Source organism: Desulfovectis peckii (assembly GCF_055391705.1).
Map to the genome: position 1 here is coordinate 592700 of NZ_AP042409.1, position 17696 is coordinate 610395.

A 17696-nucleotide genomic window follows, 5' to 3' on the forward strand; every position below is an offset into this window, starting at 1 on the left:
TTAAAATTGATAACCGGCAGCCCTTTCTATAATCGGGGCAAGTTGTTCTTTTGTACCGTGATCAGAAAATTCTTTCATTATCTTGTATTTCCGGCTGATAGAGCCTTGGCCCAAAACTGTGCTTATTAAATGATTGGGATAGGGAATCAGCGTTCTTTCTTGTTCAATAACTTCAAGGGGGAAGAAGCGGGCCTCCAGATCAACCAAGGCAGATATTAAACCCGCCAATTGCTTTCTTTTCAGGTATTTTCCCGTTGAATTTTTCACATTGGGGCACCATTCCATTTTTTTGTTGGCAATTTCATCGGGAACTTTAATTTGGTATTCTTCCCACAGTCTTTTGGCAATAGGCTTAAGTCCCTGACTGGGATAACTTTGCTCAAAATCCTCCTTATTTAGCAACCCATAGGTGCGACAAGAAAGGGGGCGAACGGAATAAATTCGGCATTTGTTGTCCGCTCCCAGAAAGGGGCATTTTTGACTGACATCCACTAAATCCAGAAAGTAATATTCTGTTGACTTAACTAAATAATCATGCCAGTGCTCTTTCTGTTTTCGGATATATTCATACAGGTTTAAATATTCTATGAAAAAAGCCGGCGGGCTGCCCCAACTGCAGCAGCTCGCACAATTGTTACAGGTGGTTTCCGGCAGCTGATCATAGATTTTTTGTAGCTCGGCAAAAAGATTTTCTGTTTTGGCCAAGTTCAGTGCTTGGTAAATTCCAGCGGCAGGTAGCATTGACCTATTCAACTCCTTTTTGATCATATTTTCACTTTTTATTATAGCAAAATATAGCAACAATGGCGATGGAATGTATTTACATCTTATGACAAGATATAAAAAATAGTAAAAATTTTCGACATTGTCGTCTAGCTGACTGTTGGTTTCTTGTCAGCGTGTAATAATATTGATAAGACACGATCCTTTTCTCTCCACGAGAACATTACCTGTAAAAATTTCTTTTTTTTGTATTTCAAACCCGGAAGTTTTTTTCCGGGTTATTTTTTTTTAATTCATGTTGTTACAATTCGTGAAATAGATTACAATATAGCTAAATACCTGTTTACTTTGGACCCAAGGGGGTGAGCGTATGTGGATGACGGTAATGTGCTTAATTGGCGGCATGGGTTTGCTGCTTTACGGAATGTATATTATGAGTGAAGGGCTGCAGAAAATTGCCGGCAGTAAGCTGCGCAGTATTCTCAGCACATTAACACAAAACCGCTTGATTGGAATGCTGATTGGAGCCTTGGTAACAATAATTTTTCAAAGTAGCACAGCTACCACAGTTATTTTGGTGGGGTTAACCAGTGCCGGTATTATTACGCTAAAACAGACATTGGCGATCATACTGGGTGCAGACATTGGCACTACGGTGACGGCCCAGTTGATTGCTTTAAAAGTTACAGAAATTTCCCTGCCTATTGTGGGTATCGGGGCGACCATTGTCTTTTTTGTCAAGCGGGAAAGGTATAGAAGAATCGGCCAAGTATTGATTGGTTTCGGTTTGCTGTTTTTAGGCTTAAAAATCATGTCTGATACCATGTACCCACTGCGGGATGACCCGCGTTTTACTGAATTGTTGATGCATTTTAGCGACCGCCCATTGTTGGCTTTAGTTATTGCCGCTATTTTTACATTTTTAGTACACAGCAGTGCAGCCACTGTCGGTATTATCATGGTGCTGGCAATGCAGGGAATGATCGGGCTTTATTCCGCTATATACTTGCTTTTTGGAGCAAATATCGGCACGTCATTTACCGCGCTAATTTCCAGCCTGGGTTCCACCAGAGAGGCACAGCGGGTAGCCACTGCTCATCTGCTCTTTAAAGTAGTAGGGGTATTAATCTTCCTGCCTTTTGTGTATCCTTTTGCCCAACTGTTAACTTGGATAACACCTAACTCGCCGGGCTTCCAAGTAGCCAACGCACACATGCTTTTCAATATTGCTATAGCGTTTTTATTTGTACCGTTTACATCCCTGTTTGCCAAACTGCTGGAATTCATTGTACCGGAAAAGAGAAGTGCCAACGGCGTAGTTCAGCCTAAATATCTTGATGAAGGGTTACTCACTTCACCGGCAATTGCCATTGGCTTGGCTACCAAAGAAATAATGCGCATTTCAGATAAAATATACTATATGTATTCCCGCACTGAAGACATGTTTAAGAACTTTGACGAACAGATTGTTCAAGATGTTTTAGACAAGGAAGAACAGGTGGATATACTTTCTGAGGCTACTAACAAGTACATTGCACAATTAATGCGGCAAAGTATTTCCCGGGATGAATATAACCAGGCAATGGGGTTAGTGAATATCCTTAAGGATTATGAGCATATTGGCGATGTGATGGAGAAAAACATAATATACTTAGCGGAAAGTAAACATGCCAACAATGCTGATTTTTCAGAGGAAGGTCATCGTGAATTAGCCTTAATGCATAAAAAGCTGTTAGAAATGATTAACGTAGTTAATACTGCATTTGCCACCAATAGCTGTAACCTGGCCGCCAAAGCACAACAAATGTATGATGAAATTGTAGATTTGGAATTTAGATTTAGAATGAGCCACTTTGCCCGCATGCATCACGGCGGCCAAGAAAGCGAAAATACCAGCTCTATTTTCTTAGATTTAATCAACTCTAATTTGCGTATTGCCGAACATTTGAAGAACATAGCCGAATCGCTCACTGACGAAATTTCCTGCACCTGGCAGGATGAGGTAGAATTAATCTACGGCCCCGACGCCACTAACTACTCGGCCACAAATGGCAACACTAAAGCTAACTAACCAATTATTGTAGAGCCGTGAGCCTGTAAAGAAACTTTATAATAGACACAGCAGAGATTAGGGCTGCCAAGGCAATGGCCTTGGCAGTTGCATTTCCCATTCTAATTTACGACCCGGGAGTGATGCGTATGCGGATGACGGTAATGTGCTTAATTGGCGGCATGGGTTTGCTGCTTTACGGAATGAATACTATGAGTGAAGGGCTGCAGAAAATTGCCGGCAGTAAGCTGCGCAATATTCTCAGCACATTAACCCAAAACCGCATTATAGGAATGCTGGTTGGGGTCTTAGTAACTATAGTTTTTCAAAGTAGCACTGCTACTATTGTTACATTGGTAGGTTTAACCAGTGCCGGTATTATTACGCTAAACCAGACATTGGCGATCATACTGGGTGCAGACATTGGCACTACGGTAACGGCCCAGTTGATTGCTTTAAAAGTTACAGAAATTTCCCTGCCTATTGTGGGTGTTGGGGCGGCCATTGTCATTTTTGGCAAGGGGGAAAGGTATAAAAGATTCGGTAAAGTATTGATTGGTTTCGGTTTGCTGTTTTTAGGCTTAAAAATCATGTCTGATACCATGTACCCGCTGCGGGATGACCCGCGTTTTACAGAATTGTTGATGCATTTTAGCAACCGCCCATTGTTGGCTTTAGTTATTGCCGCTATTTTTACATTTTTAGTCTGCAGCAGTGCAGCCACTGTCGGTATTATCATGGTGCTGGCAATGCAGGGAATGATCGGCATTCATCCCGCTATATATATGCTTTTAGGGGCGAATGTCGGCACTGCGTTTACCGCGCTAATTTCCAGCCTGGGTTCTACCAGAGAGGCACAGCGGGTAGCCACTGCTCATCTGCTCTTTAAGGTAGTCGGAATTTTAATCTTCTTACCTTTTGTGTATCCTTATGCCCAACTGTTAACTTGGATAACACCTAACTCGCCGGGCTTCCAAGTAGCCAACGCACACATGCTTTTCAATATTGCTATAGCGTTTTTATTTGTACCGTTTACATCCCTGTTTGCCAAGCTGCTGGAATTCATTGTACCGGATAAGAAAGGCGCTAACGGAGAAGTGAAGCCTAAGTACCTTGATGAAAGTTTACTCACTTCACCGGCAATTGCCATTGGCTTGGCTACCAAAGAAATAATGCGCATTTCAGATAAAATATACTATATGTATTCCCGCACAGACGACATGTTTAAGAGATTTGACGAACAGATTGTTCAAGAAGTTTTAAACAAGGAAGAGCAGGTGGATATACTTTCTGAAGCTACTAACAAGTACATTGCGCAATTAATGCGGCAAAGTATTACCCGGGATGAATATAACCAGGCAATGGGGTTAGTGAATATCCTTAAGGATTATGAGCATATTGGCGATGTAATAGAGAAAAACATAATATACTTAGCAGAAAGTAAACATGCCAACAATGCTGATTTTTCAGAGGAAGGTCATCGCGAGTTAACCTTGATGCATAAAAAGCTGTTACAAATGATTAACGTAGTTAATACTGCACTTGCCACCAACAACTGTAACCTGGCCGCCAGAGCACAACAAATGTATGATGAAATTGTAGATTTGGAATTTAGATTTAGAATGAGCCACTTTGCCCGCATGCATCACGGCGGCCAAGAAAGCGAAAATACCAGCTCTATTTTCTTAGATTTAATTAACTCTAATTTGCGTATTGCCGAACATTTGAAGAACATAGCCGAATCGCTCACTGACGAAATTTCCTGCACCTGGCAGGATGAGGTAGAATTAATCTACGGCCCCGACGCCACTGGCCACTCTGCCACAAATGGCAACATTAAAGCTAACTAATCAGTTAGCGTGAATCATGGCTGTCAAAGAAACGTTGCAATAAATGCTACTGCGGTAAGACCGCCTTGGCGGCTCTCAAGCAAAATTTCACTAAAACAAAGCATATAAACGATAAGGGCAGGGGTGAAACCCTGCCCATTCAACTTACTTATCGACAACGGTAATTTCCACTACTTCGTTATCATCTAATTCTAATTCTACTTCCCAATATTTTTTCAGATCTTCAAAATCTAATTTCTTATCGTCTACATCATCAATGATATCTACCTTTGAATCTACTTTAAAGGTAAAGCGGTTTCCGCTGTCCTGTCTGATGGTAATTTCATAATCATCTTCATCTATTTCATAAATTTCACCGGGAACGATAATGCCGTCTTCCGCTTCATCTACTTCAATGGCAATCACTTCGTCATCATGAATGTATACCGTTACCTCGCTGCCGATGATGTACTTTTTAATATCAATATCTTCGGCGATGTCATAGGTGTATTTATCATTAATTTCTATCTCATTCTTATCTAAATCCGTAATCACGCCGCTGTAACTTTCCGCTAATTTTAATTCTTTTACATCACCGCGAGAGTTCAGATAAACAATTACATACTCACCGGAACTTCTCGTTAAATCTTCAAAGTCCATTCTTTTGCCGTTTTCATCATATACTTTTACATTTTCATCAACATCATAGGTTTCTTTATCGCCGTACTGATCAATGATGGTTATTTCCCAATCATCTTCTTCATCTTCGTCATTTTCTAAATCGTGTATGGTGCCGATGATTTGATCGGCGCCGGATTCATCCAGTACTTCAATTTTAATTACCTCTTTATCGTCATTATAAAAAACCTTTACCTCGTAACCTTTGCGCAAATCATCATAGTCATAATCGTCGCCGTCTTCATCTGCTACCAGCACTTTTTCCTTGTCAACATCAAATGATTCTGTAGAGCTACCTTTGGAAATCTTAATTCTCTTGTTGTCGATATCATAAATTTTTCCCACAACACTGCTGCACTCTTCCAAATAGATTTTTTCAATTAAGCCGTTTTTTAAACTTAAGCGCACAAAAGCGTCTTTGCTTAACTGCAGCAGGGAAATAGATTTGTTATCTTGATCATAAATTTTCAGGGATGAGGCAAACCCGTAGGTTTTGCTGTCTCCGGTCAGTGTTTCGATTTCTAAAGAATTATAATTTAATTCTTTAACCAGCCCCATAACCTCTTCGGTGGTGCTTGTATTATCGTTAGTGCTTGGTGGGTTGGCAGTGCCGCTGCCATCGGTGAACTTGGTTATTGTTTTAATGAAATTGATTTTATTGCCGTCAAAGTACACACGAACCGGGGTGTTGTTGGCAACACTGCTTGCGTTTACCGCAGTACTGCCGTCATAAATGGCAACGTTGTCAGCTAAGGTATAAACGGCAACGGTTCCCTTGACATTGTGAAAAGTTACTTGGTTGCTGCCGGGGGAATAGTTGGAAATTTTACCTTCAGCCCGGTTGCCGCTGTTGGGGGCAATCATCCCTTTATCGGTCATTCGGGCAAAAATAGCGGCTAATTCCGCTCTGGTTACTTTAGCCAGCGGGTCAAAAGTAGTGGTATCGCGACCGCGCATCAAACCGGCTTCATATACACCGGCAATATGATTTTTATACTGCTGAAAAATGCTGTTATTGGTATCCGTAAAGGGCAAGTTATCTCCGTTGCCGGTTAAATTAAAGGCTGCAGATAAAATAATGGCTACTTCCTGTCTGGTAGCCAGCGGCTCGTTGCGGTTTATGCTACTTAATCCTGCCGGGTTAATCCAGCCGTTGGCGGCAGCCATTGCCAAATACCCTTTAGAACCTTCCGGCAGATTAGGAGAGTACTGATAAGGGCGGTCGACATAGTTTTTCGTTTGCGGTTCTAAATTTTTAGCTCTAATCAGCATGACCAAGGTATCGTGAATTGATACCGGGTTGTTTGGTTTAAAAGTGCCGTCGGGATATCCCTTAATTACTGCGGCGGCATTCATTTCTTCTATGTCGGGGCGGGCCCAGTGCGTATCCTTTACATCTGTAAATCTGCTTTCGGCAGCCCAGGCAGATGCAGTAAATGTCAGCAGTAAAACCAGCGCTGTTAAACACAAAAGCAATTTTTTTCTGCCGTTAATCATGACTTTCCTCCCTTTTATAGTTTGTGATATAGTTATTTAGATGATAAATTAGCCATAAAAGGAAAAAATCCTGCTGTACTGGATTAAATTGTTAATTATTTCAAGCCGATAACTATTATAGATGACATAAAAAAAGGAGCGTTAGGTAATGGGTAAGTACAAAAACGTTTTTATCAGTGCAATTATTTCGTTGTTCATGCTTTTTGCCATTACTGTGCCGGCGGCAGCTGCAAACGGCAATGATATTTTTGCCGATATAGACGCCGATAACCTGCGGATAAGTGATGCGTTTGAAAAAGAAAAAGATGACGATGCAGATGATGATGATTACATTCCGGAATATATTACCCAAACCAACATAGTTGATATTGAACTGAGATCCACCGGCTTAGACCGCAGTTATTTAAATGATACCAAGGTGTATATTAACGGTAAAAAAGCTAAACCTGTTGGGCGCCACTGGGAGTTAAACAACTTTCAGCTGCAGCCGGGAAAAAATGAAATTACCGTTACCTTAGAAAAAGATACCCCGCCCAGCGGCAGTAAAACTTTTACCGTCATTATTAACTATTTAGATGTAGATGCCCCCAATTCTGCCTATCGGGTAGTGGATATTTTTGAACATTTTACCGGCGATGACGGCTTAGTAATCAGTGCTTTTAACGATGCGGTACGCCTTGATTTAGGCACCGGCAACGCCATAATGAACCGCACCCGGAGTGAAGTAGCCGAAGAGCAAAATATAGAGATCGGCGTTTACAATAATGAATACTTAAATTTACGCGGCAACTATCTGCCGGTAAGCCGGCTGTACAAAATTGCCGCTGATGATGAAGATTATACGTTGCTAAATAGCGGCAGATTAACGCTCAAATACGATACCGACAGTTTTGGCCACGGTTTAGACACCCTAACCGTACTCTATTTTAAGGAATACGGCAAAAGCCCCAACCGTTCGGTGTTTGAAAATCTGGGCGGTGTTGTTGACGCGGAAAACAAAACCATTACCGTGCCCTTTCGCCAAGACGGGTTTGGCTACTACGGGGTGTACGCCGTGTCGGGAAGTTTCAGTGATTTTTATTACGGCAACCAAACAGTTAACTGGGCAAATACTTATGTGATGTCACTTTATGCCAAAAATATTATGAACCCGTTAAATCCGTATACCGGCTCCTTTGGTTTAGTTACCTGGGACGGCCGCGAACAGCCAATTACCCAAGGCGAGTTTGCCACCATGCTGGCGAAAGCCCTTAATTTACCGGTACGCGAAAGTGCAGTGTATAACCATGATTATTTATACGGCTACAACAATAATCTAGTACACGTTATTCAACGCCCCTATGTAGAGGCGGCATTGAGCCACGGTTTATTTAACGGCATAAGTTACAGCGATACCGCTTATCTTACCCGCGAACAAGCTGCGGTAGTGCTGGCGCGGGCAGCAAACTTAAAAATATATGATGATTTAGATGTAATCAGCCGCATTACTGGCAGAACCTTTACCGACGGGGCAAAAATCACACCTTGGCAGCGCCCGTATGTTTATGCCGCTTACCGCACCAAACTAATTAACGTTTACCGGGACGGCTCCAGATACAAATTTTTGCCCGGTGAGCCATATACCAGAGTGCAGGCTGCGGAATCGGTATATAAATTAATGCAATATAATAGGCAAGCAGAAAATAACTAGATCGGCCTATGCCGATCTGGTTTTTTTTCGGCATTAACCGGCATATACATTACCAACGCAACTATGTAAAAAAGTGGCTGGGAGGGAAACCGTTTTGAAAAAAATAGTTGTTGCCGGTCGCAATGATGCCGGAAAAAGTACTATTTTAGGAGAAATCTATAAAGGCTTAAAAAACAGAGGTTATCAGCCTTTAGCTGTGGGTTCGGGTGTGCAGGATGAAAAACCTTATCTGCACAAAGGCATAGACGTTAATTACCTGACAATAGCCGTTCCCCAACCCGGCTGGGATGTAGTGGAGGATATTGAAAGAGTAATTCGGGATGCCATCAATAAAATACGGGAAAAAAATCGGCTGATTTTGCATGCCCGCAAAGCGCTGGAAGAGCTGAATAAAGTGCGCTCGGTATTAGAGCTAGGCCATCTTTCGCAGCGGGACATTCCTAAGCGTGCCGACGAACCAAACGTAGTGCTGGTAGAAGCGGTAGGGATCAATGACGGTTATAAATCACCGGAAACGCGCAAGCTGGCCGATGTTTTAGTTACTGTCATTCCGGCAGGCATTAAAGGGGAAATATTAATGGAACCGGGAAATATTTTGCTGGATGAAGCCGATATCTTAGTGGTTACTAAAATTGATGAAACCCCCCGTGATGTTACGTCTACTACCGTTAAACTGCTGCAGCGGATCTACCCTTATAAGCCGATTATCCCGGTGGTAGCAACCCAAGGGGTGCATACCAATTTGGTGATTGATGAAATATTAAAACTAATGATCGACCCCCTAATTTTGGTGGATAAATCTCAACAGCAAAGGGATTACAAAAAGCATTAATTTATTATTTATCTCGAACAACTTTTTATTGACAGCGTCGACAATTGATAGTAAAGTATTTTTAGTAAACAGCAGACTGTTTATTCTCTTATCAAGAGAGGTGGAGGGACTGGCCCGATGAAACCCGGCAACCACCCCACAGTGGGGAAAGGTGCCAATTCCTGCAGAAGTATATGCTTCTGAAAGATGAGAGAGGTATAGCGTAAGTAAACCTCTTCTGTCTTGCAGAAGAGGTTTTTAGTATGCCTTTTAAAGATATAGGGCCCGTGTAGGGGACAACCTATAACTGTATGTACGGCAATCGCAGCATGAACTTTGGCAGCTAGATAAAAAGGAGCAGATGCAAATAATGATTACCATAAAAAACCTCAGCAAAATATATAAAAGCGGTCAAAATTCAGTGGTGGCACTGGATAATATCAGCCTACAGATTCGCAAAGGGGAAATATTTGGCATTATCGGCTACAGCGGTGCCGGCAAAAGCACGCTGGTACGCTGTTTAAACATGCTGGAAACACCTACCAACGGTACGGTCACCATTGACGATAAAGAAATTACCGCCTTAAGCGGCGATGAATTAAGAATGGCCCGGCGGGAAATTGCCATGATCTTTCAGCACTTTAATTTGTTATCATCACGTACCGTGTTTGGCAACGTAGCCTTTCCGCTGGAGATTGTCGGCACGCCGAAAAACGAAATTAAAAAGCGGGTTAAAGAACTGCTTGATTTGGTGGGCTTAAGTGATAAGATAGACGCCTATCCCGCCCAGCTTTCCGGCGGCCAAAAACAGCGGGTAGGCATTGCCCGGGCACTGGCCAACAACCCTAAACTTTTGCTTTGCGATGAAGCTACATCTGCACTGGACCCGGAAACCACCAAGTCAATCTTAAAATTAATTAAAGATATTAACCGCAAGCTGGATTTAACCGTGATGATTATTACCCATGAAATGAAGGTAATTACCGAAGTATGTGATACCGTGGCGGTACTGGAAAACGGCAAGATTGTTGAAATGGGCACGGTGGTTGATGTATTTACCCGACCGCAGCATCCTACCACCAGAGCTTTTGTACAAACGGTGATCAACACCAGTGTGCCCGAACCGGTTAAGCAGCGCATGAATCAGCCCGGCAAAGGATTGTTTGTTCGCATTTCCTTTATCGGCGATCATACCGAAAAACCGGTGATTTCCGAGTTGGTAAGAAAATTTAATGTCAATGCCAACATCCTTTACGGCAACATTGACCATTTACAAGACACTCCCTTTGGTGTGTTAATTATCGAACTGACCGGCGAGCAGGATAGCATTAATCAGGGCCTGCAATATCTTTCTAAGCAGGGGCTGCAGATTGAGGTGATTAATAATGGCAGAGTTGATTAACCACATTATTGCAATTGGCCCGGACTTGTGGAAAGCCACTGTAGAAACGTTAATTATGGTTGGCGGCACGATGCTGTTTTCTACAATTATCGGTTTGCCGCTGGGGGTTTTGTTGGTAACTACCGAGCGGGGCCATATTTTAGAAAGCCCTAAGTTTTGTCAAGCATTAGGCTGGATTACTAACATTCTCCGCTCAGTGCCGTTTATTATCTTACTGATTGCTTTGTTTCCCTTAACCCGCCTGATCGTCGGCACCACCGTTGGTACCACGGCGGCGATAGTGCCCTTGGTAGTAGGGTCGGCACCCTTTGTGGCCCGCATTGTGGAAACTTCTTTAAAAGAAGTGGATCGCGGGGTAGTGGAAGCGGCGATATCTATGGGAGCCAAACCAATGCAGATTATCAACAAAGTAATGCTTCCCGAAGCGCTGCCCGGTATCATTTTAGGCTTAACTATTACCACCGTAACCGTCATTGGCTACACCGCAATGGCCGGTGTGATCGGCGCCGGCGGTTTGGGTGACTTAGCTTACCGCTATGGGTTTATGCGTTTCGATATGATCACTACTTGGGCGGTTGTGGTAATTTTGGTGGTTATGGTACAAGTGATTCAGTCTTTTGGCAGTTGGTTATCCAACAAAGTCAATAAAAAATAATATTAAGGGGGAATTAAAGTGAAAAAAGCCATTCTTGCGCTGACACTGGTGCTGGCGCTGGTGTTGGCCGGCTGCGGCGGCAATGCTGCGGATAACACCGAAGGAACTGCAGGCGAAGGGACCAAAACCTTGAAGGTGGGAGCAACACCGGTACCTCACGGGGAAATTTTAGAAGTAGTTGAGCCGATTTTGGCTGAGCAGGGAATTGAACTGGAAATAGTAGAATTTACTGATTATGTAATTCCCAATACCAGTTTAAATGACGGCGAATTAGACGCTAACTTTTTCCAGCATCAGCCTTACTTAGATGACTTTAACGCCAAACAAGGCACTAAACTGGTCTCAGTAGCGGCAGTTCACTTTGAACCGATGGGCCTGTACTCCACAAAATACAATGATGTTTCCGAGTTTCCGGAAGGGGCAAAAATCGGTATTCCCGGTGACGCCACCAACGGCGGTCGGGCACTGGTAGTACTGCAAAAGGCCGGATTAATCACCCTGAAAGAAGGGGTAGGCATTGATGCCACCAAAAATGACATTGTAGAAAGCAAGATAGAAGTAGTAGAAATGGAAGCCGCTGCCTTACCCCGGACCCTGGAAGACTTAGACGGAGCGGTAATTAACGGTAACTATGCGGTAGATGCCGGACTGACACCTGCCGATGCTTTAGTAGCGGAAGATTCCTCCTCTGAGGCGGCAGAAACCTACGCTAACGTTTTGGTTGTGCGCGAAGGCGATGAAAACCGTGAGGAAATTCAAAAGCTGGTAGAAGCAATACTGTCTGACGAAGTAAAAGCATTTATTGAAGAAAACTATGCCGGAGCCGTTATCCCGGTATTTTAACGGGCAAGCAAGTCGCTTAAAGGGGCTGAAGCACTAAGGGCCAAAAGCTTCCCAGTGCTTCAGCCTTTTTGTGTGTTAGGGGTTGGTTAGGGGTTGGAATGTAGGGGCTGCCTTCCACGGCAGCCCGCTGAAGAAACGCTACATATATGAGAACGGGCGGCATTGGGCCCCCTACAGGTGAACGTAAATCAATAAAAACGCAGGGCCCGGTCGTGACACTTCCGTCTTGTTATCGCAAACGGAACGGTCAAGAGCTTCTCTACACCCAGATTCCGCATAAGCTACATTAATGGCTGAATGGAAGCATCTTTTGGTATAATCTATATTATGAACCACCCTGGTTGGGGCATCAGGTTGCCACAAATTCCGGATAAGTGGTATAATTGAGTGATTTTTAGAAATAAGGAGAGATGGCTTTGGACAGTAAGGCGGGTACCGGTAACAAAATAAAGGCAATGTTGGTGTTGCTGGCGGCAGTAATGGCCGGGCTGATTTTTTACGTGCAGTGGCAGCTAAAACCGGTAGACAAAGAACAAAGTGAACCGGTAATTGTAGAAATACCTTCTAACAGCAGTTGTGCCTCAGTAGCAAACTTGCTTGAGGACAAGCACTTAATTAAAAATGCCTGGGCATTTCGTGCTTATGCTCGTTACACAGGACTGGACAGTAAAATTCAAACCGGTGAATACCAATTAAGTGCCGATATGTCGGTACCGCAAATACTGGAGCATCTCGTCAGTGGCAACGAAGTGCTGCACACCGTGACCATTCCCGAAGGTTACACAGTGGAAGAAACAGCGGCGTTATTGGCCGGTAAAGGGTACGTTGATAAAGAGAAATTTTTAAAACTGTGCAAAGAAGGGGATTTTAACTACCCCTTTTTAAAAGGGCAAAAAAATACCAACTATGTATTAGAAGGCTACCTCTTTCCCGACACATATAAGTTTTCTAAGCAAGCCACCGAAGAAGAAATAATCCAAATGATGCTGCAACGCTTTGTCCAAGAAATGGACAAGCTGGATTTTACCCAAAAAGCACAAAAATTAAATTTAACGGTGCACGAGGCGGTAACAATAGCAGCGATGATTGAAAAAGAAGCAAGGGTAGACAAAGATCGCCCGTTGATTTCCGGTGTCATACAAAACCGTATGAAGAAGAATATGCCGCTGCAAATTGATGCCACTGTACTATATGCATTAGGCGAACACAAAGAAGTGGTGTTGTATCAAGATTTAGAGGTAGATTCCCCGTACAACACCTATAAAGTAAATTCACTGCCACCCGGGCCGATCGCCTCGCCGGGGGCTGCTTCATTAAAAGCGGCGGTAGAGCCCAATAATCACAATTACCTGTATTATGTAGCCAAACCGGACGGCAGCCATGATTTTTCGCAAACATTGGATGAACATAACCTTAAAAAGGCACAGTATTTGTAACTATTTGTGGTAACGGTTGTGCTTTGAGGAGTGATACATTAATGAAAAAACCCGAACTGCTTGCTCCGGCCGGAAACTTAGAAAAACTAAAGGCAGCGGTAATTTATGGCGCGGATGCCGTTTACCTTGGCGGCAAACAATTCAGTTTGCGGGCGGGTGCCGGCAACTTTGAAAGGGAAGAACTGGCTGCCGGCCTTGAGTTTGCTCATCGGTATGGAGCAAAAGTGTATGTAGCGGTAAATATCTTTGCCCATAACCCGGATTTAGACGCCCTGCCTGCATATTTTAACCGGCTGTATGAGATGGGGGTTGACGGGGTAATTGTTTCCGACCCGGGCGTTATAAGCATTGTGCGGCAAACCACCCCCGATTTACCAATTCATCTCAGTACTCAGGCCAATACCACCAATTGGCTAAGTGCCCGGTTTTGGCAAGGCCAAGGGGTAAAAAGAATTGTACTCGCCCGAGAGTTATCACTGGAAGAAATTAAGCAAATAGCAAGCCGCGTAGATATCGAATTAGAAATATTTGTCCACGGGGCAATGTGCATGGCTTATTCCGGACGCTGCCTGTTAAGCAACTTTCTTACCGGGCGGGATGCCAACCGCGGTGATTGCGCCCAGCCCTGCCGCTGGCGCTATTATTTAATGGAAGAAAAGCGCCCCGGACAGTATTTTCCGCTGGAAGAAGACAACCGCGGCACTTACTTTATGAGTTCACGGGACCTATGCTTAATTGAATATCTGCCGCAGTTAATTGATGCCGGGGTAACCAGCCTGAAAATTGAAGGCCGCATGAAAAGCCTGCACTATGTAGCCACCGTGGTAAAAAGCTACCGCCAGGCTATTGATCGCTACTTTGCCAACCCCGATGCTTATACTTTTGATCAAAGCTTACTGGATGAAATATCCAAAGTAAGCCACCGGGATTACACCACCGGCTTTATTTTTGGCCGACCGGGGATAGAGGCGCAATCCGATAAATCTTCCCAGTATCGGCGCGATTACCGCTTTGTGGGGGTAGTAAAGGGTTACGATCACCTAAGCAAAACGGCAGATGTAGAACAACGCAATAACTTTGCCGTAGGTGACACCATTGAAGTACTGCAGCCCAAAGGCGAAAACTTTATATTTACAGTGAAAGAAATTTACGATGCAGAAGGGAACCCCCAGCCCAGTGCTCCCCATCCGCAGCAGCAACTAAAAATACCGCTGCCCCAGCCGGCATTAAAATGGAGCATGCTGCGCCAAATAGTAAACAGGTAGTAGATTGTATATTTTGTTCAATGGGTGCACATCATATTAGGTAATAACTGGAAAACTACCTAATAAGGTGTGTGCCTATGAACTTATTTCAGCAAAAAAGACTGGTAAAAACATTTTATCTGCTGCTAATACTGTTTATTCCCATTGTTGTTCGTTTAATAGATGTGCAAATTACCCACAGCCCGGAATATGCCCGGCGGGCACTGGAGCAGCAGTCAGTGAAAGTAGTGTTGGAAGATATCCCGCGGGGGGATATTCTCGATCGCAATCATCATTCATTAACCGGCAGCGACACTGAAGAACGGATTATTGTTTTTCCCGATTTAATGGACGATCCGCTGGAAGTTGCCAAAGTGCTGGCGGATATTGTCGGGGTAAAAAAAGAAGAGGTGTTAAAACAAATTCGTGCCGGTAGCGGTATTCTGCCTTATCAACTAAGTTTAGAGCAGGTTGAAAAAATAAAAGAGGCCGCCTATGACGGGGTGACGGTGCTGCCGGTTGAATACCGCTATTATGGGCAGCCGCTGGCAGTGCATGTGGTTGGCCACTTAGGCAGCATTAGCTCTCAAGAAATGCTGACTGAACTTACCGCTGCTGCTGACAAACCATATGCCTTAGGCGACTTAGTGGGTCAAATGGGATTGGAAAAATACTATGAACCGTACTTAAAAGCAACCGCACCGGAGCGACTGGTGTACACAGTGGCTGATGCCGCCGGCAACTTGCTGGCCGGTATCGGCTTAAAAGTGGAAGTAGAGCGGCCCGACCCCAAACGCTGCGATGTAGTTACCACCATTGATTATCGGATACAGCAAATTGTGGAAAAAGTAATGGATGAAAACGAGATAAAGCAGGGCGCGGTAGTGGTAATGGATGTGCATAACGGCGATATTGTGGCCATGGCCAGCCGTCCTAACTTTCATCCGGCAGAAGTTTCCCGCTTTATGGGGAAGGATTCTGTAAATACCTTTATTGACCACTGTACCGCATTGTATCAGCCCGGCTCGATTTTTAAAATTGTGGTGGCCGCTGCCGCTTTAGAAGAAGGGCTGGTTACTCTTGACAGCACCTTCGTCTGTTTGGGCCACAATGCTGATTTAGTAAGCTGCTGGCACCATACCGGACACGGGCTGATTACCTTTAAAGAGGCCTTTGCTCAATCATGCAACCCGGTTTTTGCCGAGTTGGCATTAGAATTAGGGGCGGAAAAAATTATTAGCTATGCCCAAAAACTGGGGTTAGATAACCAAACAATTATCGGCTACCCCTATCCGGAGGATACCCGGCAGGATTTAAATAAAATCGCTGAGCCTTACAATTTAGTGAACAGCAGTATTGGGCAGGGCCCGGTTTTAGCTTCACCGGTACAATTAACCGCCATGCTGAATGCGGTAGTTAACGACGGCACCTATCTACCGCCCCGGTTGGTGAGAGAACTGCGCACTGCCGACGGCAAAGTGGTAAAACGCTTTGCCGTTGGCAACAGTAATAAAGCAATTTCTGCAGCTACAGCCGAGCAGCTGCGTGAGCTATTGTCCTTTTCGGTACAAGAAGGGGTAGCAAGCAAAGCCATGGTGGCCCATTTTGGCAGTGCGGGCAAAACCGGCTCTGCCGAACTGCCCGGTAAAACGGAAGTAAATGCTTGGTTTTGCGGTTACGCTCCGCTAGACCGTCCCCGCTATGCCGTTACGGTATTGGTCGAACAGGGGGTTAGCGGCGGCGAATCTGCTGCGCCGATATTTAAAGAAATTATTGAGCAATCCTTAAGTCTCTCCGTTGACTAAATAGTAGTGATATAGTAGAATAATAGTATAATTTTAGAGAAATAATTCACTAAATGGGGTGTAAATGATGATTGTTCGGGGAGAACGCATACGGGCGTTGCGAGAAGAGCGTGGTTATACCTTACAGGATTTAGCAAAACGGGCTAACTTATCTTTATCATACTTAAGCGAAATAGAGCGGGCCTCTAAACGGCCTTCGCTAAAAACAATTGAAAAACTGGCCAATGCCTTAAATGTGCCCAAAACCCACCTGATTGAAGGAGAGGTATGCGATACCGGCCTAAAATTGGGAGAAAAAATTCGCATCATTCGCAACGAAAAAGGCCTGTCTTTACAGGAACTGGCGGACAAAGCAGGCATTTCTCTTTCTTATTTAAGCGAAATCGAGCGCGGCACGGTTTATCCCGCACTGAATACATTAAAAAGATTGGCGGCAGCCTTAGGGGTATCGACCAGTTCAATAATGGGCAACGAAGGTACACTTGGCCATAGATTAAGATCACTGCGTGAAGAGTACGGGTTAACCCAGGCGCAATTGGCTAACTTAGCCGGCGTTACCGCCGGGTTAATCGGACAAATTGAACAGGGAAAAGTGCAGCCTTCCTTAAAGACCTTAGAAAAAATTGCCGATGTAATGGGCGTATCACCCTGCTATTTTATTATGGAATCCGGTTCTGTTGACCAAGTAGTCAGTTTGATGAACCCCGAATTGCGCGAACTGTTGGTGCATCCTAATGTGCAGTCCGTTTTAAGTCTCATCACAAATTTAAATGAAAAAGAACTGCAGTTTGTGCTTAATTTTATTCAACTGTTCAAACGTTCAGAGTTAACCTAGGGGTGGGGGAAAACAAATGCCTGTATACGATTTTCGCTGTCAGCAGTGCGATCATAAATTTACCGTGATGGTTTCAATAAATGAAAAAGATCAAGTTAAATGTCCGAAATGTGAGAGCGAAAAGGTACAGCAGTTGTTTACCGGCTTTTTTACTAAAAAATCTTCCTGTGGGCACAATCACTCCGCCGGCGGTTGAAA

At 44.0% G+C, this 17696-nt stretch carries 14 protein-coding genes and 1 riboswitch; of the genes, 12 read left to right on the forward strand and 2 right to left on the reverse strand.

Features of this window, described 5'->3' with window-relative positions; translation table 11 throughout:
* Complete coding sequence (locus tag ACZ5NG_RS02935; protein ID WP_464252504.1) at positions 1-741, reverse strand: YkgJ family cysteine cluster protein; 741 nt, start codon at positions 739-741, stop codon at positions 1-3.
* Positions 742-1093: 352 nt separating this feature from the next.
* On the opposite strand from ACZ5NG_RS02935, the gene ACZ5NG_RS02940 reads away from it, so the two are divergent.
* Both ACZ5NG_RS02940 and ACZ5NG_RS02945 read left to right on the forward strand, forming a co-directional pair.
* Positions 1094-2794: a Na/Pi cotransporter family protein gene (locus ACZ5NG_RS02940; RefSeq protein ID WP_464252505.1), complete on the forward strand. Its 1701-nt coding sequence runs from the start codon at positions 1094-1096 to the stop codon at positions 2792-2794.
* 74 nt (positions 2795-2868) lie between these two features.
* Positions 2869-4623, forward strand: a complete 1755-nt coding sequence (locus ACZ5NG_RS02945; protein ID WP_464252506.1) for a Na/Pi cotransporter family protein — start codon at positions 2869-2871, stop codon at positions 4621-4623.
* A 144-nt stretch (positions 4624-4767) separates the two neighbouring features.
* On the opposite strand, the gene ACZ5NG_RS02950 is transcribed toward ACZ5NG_RS02945, so the two are convergent.
* Complete coding sequence (locus ACZ5NG_RS02950; protein WP_464252507.1) at positions 4768-6777, reverse strand: S-layer homology domain-containing protein; 2010 nt, start codon at positions 6775-6777, stop codon at positions 4768-4770.
* Positions 6778-6925: 148 nt separating this feature from the next.
* On the opposite strand from ACZ5NG_RS02950, the gene ACZ5NG_RS02955 reads away from it, so the two are divergent.
* The 10 genes from ACZ5NG_RS02955 to ACZ5NG_RS03000 all read left to right on the forward strand — a co-directional run bounded on the left by ACZ5NG_RS02955 (position 6926) and on the right by ACZ5NG_RS03000 (position 17694).
* Positions 6926-8467: an S-layer homology domain-containing protein gene (locus ACZ5NG_RS02955; protein WP_464252508.1), complete on the forward strand. Its 1542-nt coding sequence runs from the start codon at positions 6926-6928 to the stop codon at positions 8465-8467.
* Positions 8468-8561: 94 nt separating this feature from the next.
* Positions 8562-9299, forward strand: coding sequence for a P-loop NTPase family protein (locus ACZ5NG_RS02960; protein WP_464252509.1), 738 nt, complete (start codon positions 8562-8564; stop codon positions 9297-9299).
* Between the two features lie 85 nt (positions 9300-9384).
* Positions 9385-9492, forward strand: a riboswitch (SAM riboswitch).
* A 156-nt stretch (positions 9493-9648) separates the two neighbouring features.
* Positions 9649-10680, forward strand: a complete 1032-nt coding sequence (locus ACZ5NG_RS02965) for a methionine ABC transporter ATP-binding protein (protein WP_464252510.1) — start codon at positions 9649-9651, stop codon at positions 10678-10680.
* Positions 10664-11335, forward strand: a complete 672-nt coding sequence (locus ACZ5NG_RS02970; RefSeq protein WP_464252511.1) for a methionine ABC transporter permease — start codon at positions 10664-10666, stop codon at positions 11333-11335. The genes ACZ5NG_RS02965 and ACZ5NG_RS02970 overlap by 17 nt, the downstream gene beginning before the upstream one ends.
* Before the next feature lie 18 nt (positions 11336-11353).
* A complete protein-coding gene (locus ACZ5NG_RS02975; RefSeq protein ID WP_464252512.1) occupies positions 11354-12178 on the forward strand; it encodes a MetQ/NlpA family ABC transporter substrate-binding protein in 825 nt (274 codons plus the stop codon).
* A gap of 416 nt (positions 12179-12594) precedes the next feature.
* Positions 12595-13614, forward strand: coding sequence for an endolytic transglycosylase MltG (gene mltG, locus ACZ5NG_RS02980; RefSeq protein ID WP_464252513.1), 1020 nt, complete (start codon positions 12595-12597; stop codon positions 13612-13614).
* Between the two features lie 41 nt (positions 13615-13655).
* Positions 13656-14879, forward strand: a complete 1224-nt coding sequence (locus ACZ5NG_RS02985; protein ID WP_464252514.1) for a peptidase U32 family protein — start codon at positions 13656-13658, stop codon at positions 14877-14879.
* A 77-nt stretch (positions 14880-14956) separates the two neighbouring features.
* Positions 14957-16663 carry a peptidoglycan D,D-transpeptidase FtsI family protein gene (locus ACZ5NG_RS02990; RefSeq protein ID WP_464252515.1) on the forward strand — a complete coding sequence of 569 codons (1707 nt, stop codon included), beginning with the start codon at positions 14957-14959 and terminating at the stop codon, positions 16661-16663.
* A gap of 67 nt (positions 16664-16730) precedes the next feature.
* A complete protein-coding gene (locus tag ACZ5NG_RS02995) occupies positions 16731-17498 on the forward strand; it encodes a helix-turn-helix domain-containing protein (protein WP_464253100.1) in 768 nt (255 codons plus the stop codon).
* A 16-nt stretch (positions 17499-17514) separates the two neighbouring features.
* A complete protein-coding gene (locus ACZ5NG_RS03000) occupies positions 17515-17694 on the forward strand; it encodes an FmdB family zinc ribbon protein (protein WP_464252517.1) in 180 nt (59 codons plus the stop codon).
* Positions 17695-17696: the final 2 nt, after the last annotated feature.

What these genes read in the sequence shown, in the direction of transcription:
- ACZ5NG_RS02935 (WP_464252504.1), bottom strand. Translation starts at nt 741, where the DNA reads ATGCTACCTGCCGCTGGAATTTACCAAGCACTGAACTTGGCCAAAACA.
- ACZ5NG_RS02940 (WP_464252505.1), top strand. Translation starts at nt 1,094, where the DNA reads ATGTGGATGACGGTAATGTGCTTAATTGGCGGCATGGGTTTGCTGCTT.
- ACZ5NG_RS02945 (WP_464252506.1), top strand. Translation starts at nt 2,869, where the DNA reads ATGGCCTTGGCAGTTGCATTTCCCATTCTAATTTACGACCCGGGAGTG.
- ACZ5NG_RS02950 (WP_464252507.1), bottom strand. Translation starts at nt 6,777, where the DNA reads ATGATTAACGGCAGAAAAAAATTGCTTTTGTGTTTAACAGCGCTGGTT.
- ACZ5NG_RS02955 (WP_464252508.1), top strand. Translation starts at nt 6,926, where the DNA reads ATGGGTAAGTACAAAAACGTTTTTATCAGTGCAATTATTTCGTTGTTC.
- ACZ5NG_RS02965 (WP_464252510.1), top strand. Translation starts at nt 9,649, where the DNA reads ATGATTACCATAAAAAACCTCAGCAAAATATATAAAAGCGGTCAAAAT.
- ACZ5NG_RS02970 (WP_464252511.1), top strand. Translation starts at nt 10,664, where the DNA reads ATGGCAGAGTTGATTAACCACATTATTGCAATTGGCCCGGACTTGTGG.
- ACZ5NG_RS02985 (WP_464252514.1), top strand. Translation starts at nt 13,656, where the DNA reads ATGAAAAAACCCGAACTGCTTGCTCCGGCCGGAAACTTAGAAAAACTA.
- ACZ5NG_RS02990 (WP_464252515.1), top strand. Translation starts at nt 14,957, where the DNA reads ATGAACTTATTTCAGCAAAAAAGACTGGTAAAAACATTTTATCTGCTG.
- ACZ5NG_RS02995 (WP_464253100.1), top strand. Translation starts at nt 16,731, where the DNA reads ATGATTGTTCGGGGAGAACGCATACGGGCGTTGCGAGAAGAGCGTGGT.
- ACZ5NG_RS03000 (WP_464252517.1), top strand. Translation starts at nt 17,515, where the DNA reads ATGCCTGTATACGATTTTCGCTGTCAGCAGTGCGATCATAAATTTACC.